Genomic DNA, 5,404 nt, shown 5'->3' with positions numbered 1-5,404 from the left:
CGGTCGGACCGTCAGGCCCCACCCCCCCTCCCCCCGACACACCCCGCACGCCCGACGAACCCCCGCGCATACCCATGCCACGCTCATCGGTCGAGGACACGGGCCTCCCCCTCCCCGAGCCGGCCCCGGCCCCCCTGTTCCTCGAACACCGGGTCCTCAAAGCCCTGCTCGGCGCCTGGGCCCTGGCGGCCTGCTCCCCCGAGGAGACGACAGCGGTCGAGGACCACCTGGGCACCTGCGGCGCGTGCGCGGACGAGGCCCTGCGCCTGCGCGACGCGGTGGGCCTCCTGCACCCGCCGGAGAGCCTCGACCTGGACCCCACCCTCCGCACCCGCGTCCTGGAGAGCTGCCTGGACCGCCGCCCGCCCCGCATCCCGGTCCCCGAGTGGGCAACGCCGTACGACGCGGAGACGGCCCGCCTGGACGCCCTCCTCCAGGACATCGGCGACGCGGAGTGGCACGCTCCCGTACGCCTGCGCTGGTTCGAGGGCGACGAACAGACCAGCCGCCGCACCACCGTCGCGGGCGTGATCGCCCATCTCCTCACAGTCGACGGCCTGGTAGCCCTGACCCTGGGCCTGGACGACCCCCTCGAAGCCCAGGCGGACACCCTCACCCCAGAGGCCCGCACAGAGGCATTCTGGACCACCTCGCACTTCCCGCCCACCCGTTCCGTACGAGCCCCCTGGCGCGAGCAGGCCCACAACCTCGTCCGCACGGTCGCCTTCGCGGCTGGGGGCACCTCCCGCGCGAGCGGAGCCGAGCGTGGGGGAGGATCGGGCCGCCTCCCGGTCTCGTACGGCGCCTTCGAACTCCCCCTGCGGGACTCGATGCTGGACCGCGCCTTCGAGACCTGGGTCCACGCGGGAGACATCGCCGAGGCGGTCGACTACCCCTACGAACCGCCGTCGCCCCGCCACCTGCACGCCATGATCGACCTGGGCGCCCGCATGCTCCCCACAGCCCTGGCCGCCCGCCGCCAGGCAGGCCTCGCCACCCCCGGCCAGACCCGCCACCTGGTCCCGGCCGGCACCCCCGGCCGCAGCCTCCGCCTGGAGATCGAGGGCCTGGGCGGCGGCGAATGGCTCATCCCCCTGGACTCCCCCGGCGCCTTGCCCTCCCCCGACCACGAGGTCGCCCACATAGCCCTGGACGGCGTCGAGTTCTGCCAACTGGCAGCGGGCCACGTCTCCCCGGAGGAAGCAGCAGCGGGCCAGGTAGGAGACCGAGAGGCAATCAGGGACGTCCTCTTCGCGGCAGCGTCACTGAGCCGCATGTAGCGCGCAGACCCCCCGGCCCGCACGCGCCCCACAGACGGGAGCGGGCCGTGCCGGTACGTCGAAAGTCCGCCGCATACGGCTCCTCCAGGAACGGTCTTCCTCGAAAGCCAACAGCCGTACACCCCGCCGCGGCGGACTCGACGTACCGGCACGGCCCGCTCCCCCGCGACAACGCAGGGCGCGACGCACCTCAGTCAAAAACGACGGTCCGCCGCCCGTTCAACAGGATCCGCCGCTCCGCATGCCACTTGACGGCCCGAGCAAGCGCCTGGCACTCCACGTCACGCCCCACAGCGACAAGCTGCTCCGGGGTGACCTGATGCCCCACCCGCTCGACCTCCTGCTCGATGATCGGCCCCTCGTCGAGGTCGGCCGTCACATAGTGCGCGGTGGCACCGATGAGCTTCACACCACGAACGTGCGCCTGGTGGTACGGCTTCGCGCCCTTGAAGCTAGGCAGGAACGAGTGATGGATGTTGATGATCCGCCCGCTCAACTGCTTGCACAGATCATCCGAGAGCACCTGCATGTACCGAGCAAGCACGACCAGCTCGACACCCTGCTCCCGCACGAGCTCCAGCAACTGCGCCTCGGCCTGCGCCTTGTTGTCCTTGGTGACCGGAATGTGATGAAAAGGCACATCATACGAAGCCACAAGTTCAGCAAAATCCGTGTGATTCGAAACCACAGCCGCGATCTCAACGGGGAGCGCCCCGATCCGAGCCCGGAACAGCAGATCGTTAAGACAGTGCCCGAACTTGCTGACCATCAGCACGACCCGCATCTTGTCCTCGGCCCGGTGGATCTGCCACTCCATCTGGAACGAGTCACCGATCGCCGCGAAGCTGGCCCGCAGCTTCTCCACCGTCACCGGCGACTCCGCCGAGAAGTGGACCCGCATGAAGAACAGCCCCGTGTCATGGTCACCGAACTGCTGACTGTCCTCGATGTTGCACCCGGTCATGAAGAGATAACTCGACACGGCGTGCACGATGCCCTGCTTGTCAGGACAGGAAAGCGTAAGGACGTACTGCTCGGTCACGGACTGCTCATTCATGCCCGCCAGGGTCCCATAAGTCGAGCCGAGCCAGACGACACGTCCCGCCTGCCGGACCGGGGGCCGGGCCCTTCAGGGGCGCGAGGAACTGCGCGAGCAACCCAACACAACCCGCACGCACAACCAGACCTCAGCCAGGCCAGACCTCAGGCGGAGCGAGTCATGATCCGCAGAACCTCAAGCGTCCGAGGCTGCACATCGGGATCCTCCCCATCACTCACCGCCATCCGAACGTGCGCATCCCGAGCAGCCCGCACAGCCTCAGGCCACCCCTGATGTTCGAGATAAACGGAGACAGCGGCATCAGGCCCCACCTGATGCATGATCCGCAGCACCCGAAGCACGGCGCTGTCGACGAGCGCCGCCTCCTGCGAGTCCCGGAAGATCGTCCCCACGTATTTCTCGGCGGACCAGTTGTCCAGCCAGGTGTCCTCGACGAGGCGATAGACGGCGTCGGTCACATCCCCGTACCCGTCGACCCCCGCGAGCCAGACCCCTCGCTGGAACTCGGTGTCGGAAAGCATGTGCAGCGCGGAGCGCACATTGCTGCGCCAGCGCCACCACGGCATGTCGTTCAGTGGCATGCCGCCCATGGTGGATGAGCGACGCCCGCGACGGGAAGAGTTCTCCGAACCTTGCACGGTCACCGATCGTACGTTCTCGCCGATTCGTCCCACCCCGCACCCCGGAGTTCACCTTCTGGTCACCAAGCGTTGACCATGGGTCACGCCGCCCGTAGCGATGTGACGGAATCGTGCGTGTCCATGACCGGCAGGCGACGCACCCGCACCTTCCTCCCCGCCCACCATCGTCCCGCCAAGGCCAGAGTGCTGTCCGCGGGCGCGTTGGCGGCGTGCGCGTCCATAGCCGTCGGATGCGGTGTCGTCCCCGGTACCACGGGGGGTTCCGGGGACGACACCATAACGGTCATGACGTGGGCGCCCGAGAAGACCAAGGCGACCAACAAGCCGGGCATGCCCGCCCTGGCACTGGCGTACGCGCGCTCGATCAACTCCAAGGGCGGCATCAACGGCCGCAAGCTCAAGGTTCTCACCTGCAACGACCACAACGACACGGTGTCCGCCGCCAACTGCGCCCGCCGCGCGGTCGACGAGAACGTCGTCGCCGTCGTCGGCTCGTACAGCCAGCACGCCCGCTCCTTCTTCTCCCCGCTGGAGGCGGCCGGCATCCCGTATCTCGGCGGGTACGGCGTCACGGACGACGAGTTCACCAGCCCGCTCTCCTACCCGGTCAACGGCGGCCAGCCCGCCCTCCTGGCCGGCCTCGGCCAGCAGCTCGCCAGGAACTGCGGCCCCGTCACCCTCGTACGGCCCGACACGATCGCCGGCGACGAGCTGCCCGTCCTGCTCGACTCCGGTCTGACCGCCGAGGGGCATTCGGCCGCCGTCGACCAGCGGGCCGCCGAGGACGCCACGGAGTACTCGAACCACGCCGACCAGGCGCTGCGGCGGGTCACGGCGGATCCGGCCGAGGAGGGATGTGTGGTGCCCGCGCTCGGGGACCGCACGGCCACCTTCATGGACTCGTTCCGGCGTGCCCGCGAGGCGTACCCGACGGTGCGGACGGCCTCCGTGCTGGGCAGCGTCGACCAGTCGGTGATCGACGCGACGGGCAGCGCGTACGAGGGCTCGTACGTCACCGGCTGGTACCCGGCGTCGCGCGACAAGCGGTGGAAGCCGATGCGCGAGGTCATCCGCGAGAAGGCCTTCGGCGACAACCGGATCGACGAGTCCGACCCCGGGGTGCAGACCACCTGGGTCGCCTACACGGTGCTGAAGAAGGCCGTCGAGTCGCTGGGCGAGGGCGAGGTGTCCTCGCGGACGCTCCGGCGGACGCTCGACGACGGCCTGAAGATCAGCACGGGCGGGCTGACGCCGACGCTCAGCTGGAGCTTCGACGATCTGACCGCGGCGAGCGACTTCCCCCGGCTGGTCAACTCGGACGTGTCGTTCCAGGTGGTGCGCAAGGGCCAACTGGTCTCGGCCCGCAAGGGATTCGTGAACGTGTCGAAGGTGCTGGAGAACACGGAAGCGTCCTGACGCGGGCCGGCACCCACCGGGCGCCGACCCCGCAGGACCCACCGGACCCGCCGATCACAACTGGCCGGGCTGGCGCTCCGTCAGTCCGTAGGTCTGGGCGATGGAGTTCCACAGCTTCGCGGCCTTGGCCTTCTGCGCGGTCGCGGTGCCGCTCTCCCGGTTGCCGGCCGCGGTCTGGCCCGTGTTGCGGGCCTGGCCCTTGCGGCAGCCCTTCTTGCCCGCGGTCTGGTCGGCCCAGGCCGCGTAGCGGGTGTCCGCCGCGGAGGATGCCTTCCATGCGCTGTTGAGCGCGGCGGTCAGCTGCGCGTGGTTCGGCAGCTTGTCGACCGAGAGGTCCGCGAGGCTGGTGACCAGGCCGTCGCGCTGCTTGGCCGCGTTGCGCAGATCGGTCGCCGCCTGGCCCAGGTTGGCGCACTTGCGTACGTTGCCGACGGCCTTGACGACCGAGTCGCGGCTGTCGCCGCTGTCCGCCAGGAGCTTGTCCAGGGCCACGGCCTGCTCCTTGGCCGGATCGGCGGACGCGGAGGCCGAGTCGTCCGTGGCGGGCGCGGTCGCCGCCACTGTCGTGTTGTCGTCGCCGTCGCCGTCGTCGCCCCCGCCGCCGCTGAGCAGGGCGCCCGCGCCGATGCCGAGTACGGCGATGCCCACGCCGACCGCGGCGATCACGGGCACGCGGGAACGGGTGCGGCCACCACGGCCGTTGTCACCGTCCGCCGCGCCTCGGCGTGCGCCGCGACCTGCGGGACCCTCGGGCGCACCCGGGCCGCCGGGGGCACCGGGACGGTTCGGGGTACCGAAGCCGGCCGCGGCGCCCTGTCTCCCCCGCGGCTGGCCGACTCGGGGCAACTGCTGCGTGGAGCCTCCGGCGTCGGCCCGGAAGAGGTTGTCGAACTCGGCCGGCGGCTGCTGCCGGTCCTCGGGTACGCCCGGGCGCACCCCGTACTGCGCCGCGCCGACCGGAGAGCGGGTCGTGACCGACGGCAAGTACGTGACGGCGGCCGGGGTTT

The 5,404-nt window shown here is 70.3% G+C and carries 4 protein-coding genes and 1 pseudogene; 2 read left to right on the top strand and 3 right to left on the bottom strand.

Annotated elements, in window-relative coordinates:
- Positions 1 to 1,280, top strand: a 1,280-nt coding sequence (locus tag O3Q52_RS48165; protein WP_269654785.1) for a zf-HC2 domain-containing protein, incomplete at its 5' end; no start/stop codon positions are given.
- Between the two features lie 190 nt (positions 1,281 to 1,470).
- On the opposite strand, the gene purU is transcribed toward O3Q52_RS48165, so the two are convergent.
- Positions 1,471 to 2,337 carry a formyltetrahydrofolate deformylase gene (purU, locus tag O3Q52_RS48160; RefSeq protein ID WP_269654784.1) on the bottom strand — a complete coding sequence of 289 codons (867 nt, stop codon included), beginning with the start codon at positions 2,335 to 2,337 and terminating at the stop codon, positions 1,471 to 1,473.
- 146 nt (positions 2,338 to 2,483) lie between these two features.
- Positions 2,484 to 2,984, bottom strand: coding sequence for a hypothetical protein (locus O3Q52_RS48155; protein ID WP_269654783.1), 501 nt, complete (start codon positions 2,982 to 2,984; stop codon positions 2,484 to 2,486).
- Positions 2,985 to 3,101: 117 nt separating this feature from the next.
- On the opposite strand from O3Q52_RS48155, the gene O3Q52_RS48150 reads away from it, so the two are divergent.
- Positions 3,102 to 4,397: an ABC transporter substrate-binding protein gene (locus O3Q52_RS48150; RefSeq protein ID WP_269654782.1), complete on the top strand. Its 1,296-nt coding sequence runs from the start codon at positions 3,102 to 3,104 to the stop codon at positions 4,395 to 4,397.
- Between the two features lie 54 nt (positions 4,398 to 4,451).
- Here O3Q52_RS48150 and O3Q52_RS48145 read toward each other — a convergent pair.
- A pseudogene (locus tag O3Q52_RS48145) lies at positions 4,452 to 5,404 on the bottom strand (hypothetical protein); the annotation flags it as partial.

The organism is Streptomyces sp. ActVer, from assembly GCF_027270795.1.
Taxonomy (GTDB): Bacteria; Actinomycetota; Actinomycetes; order Streptomycetales; family Streptomycetaceae; genus Streptomyces; species Streptomyces umbrinus_A.
The sequence above is the reverse complement of the archived record's forward strand: the minus strand, read 5'-3'. Positions and strand labels throughout refer to the sequence as shown.

Bases quoted from the DNA above. Each gene is read 5' to 3' on its own strand.
- O3Q52_RS48150 (WP_269654782.1), top strand. From the start codon at position 3,102: ATGACCGGCAGGCGACGCACCCGCACCTTCCTCCCCGCCCACCATCGT.
- purU (WP_269654784.1), bottom strand. From the start codon at position 2,337: ATGAATGAGCAGTCCGTGACCGAGCAGTACGTCCTTACGCTTTCCTGT.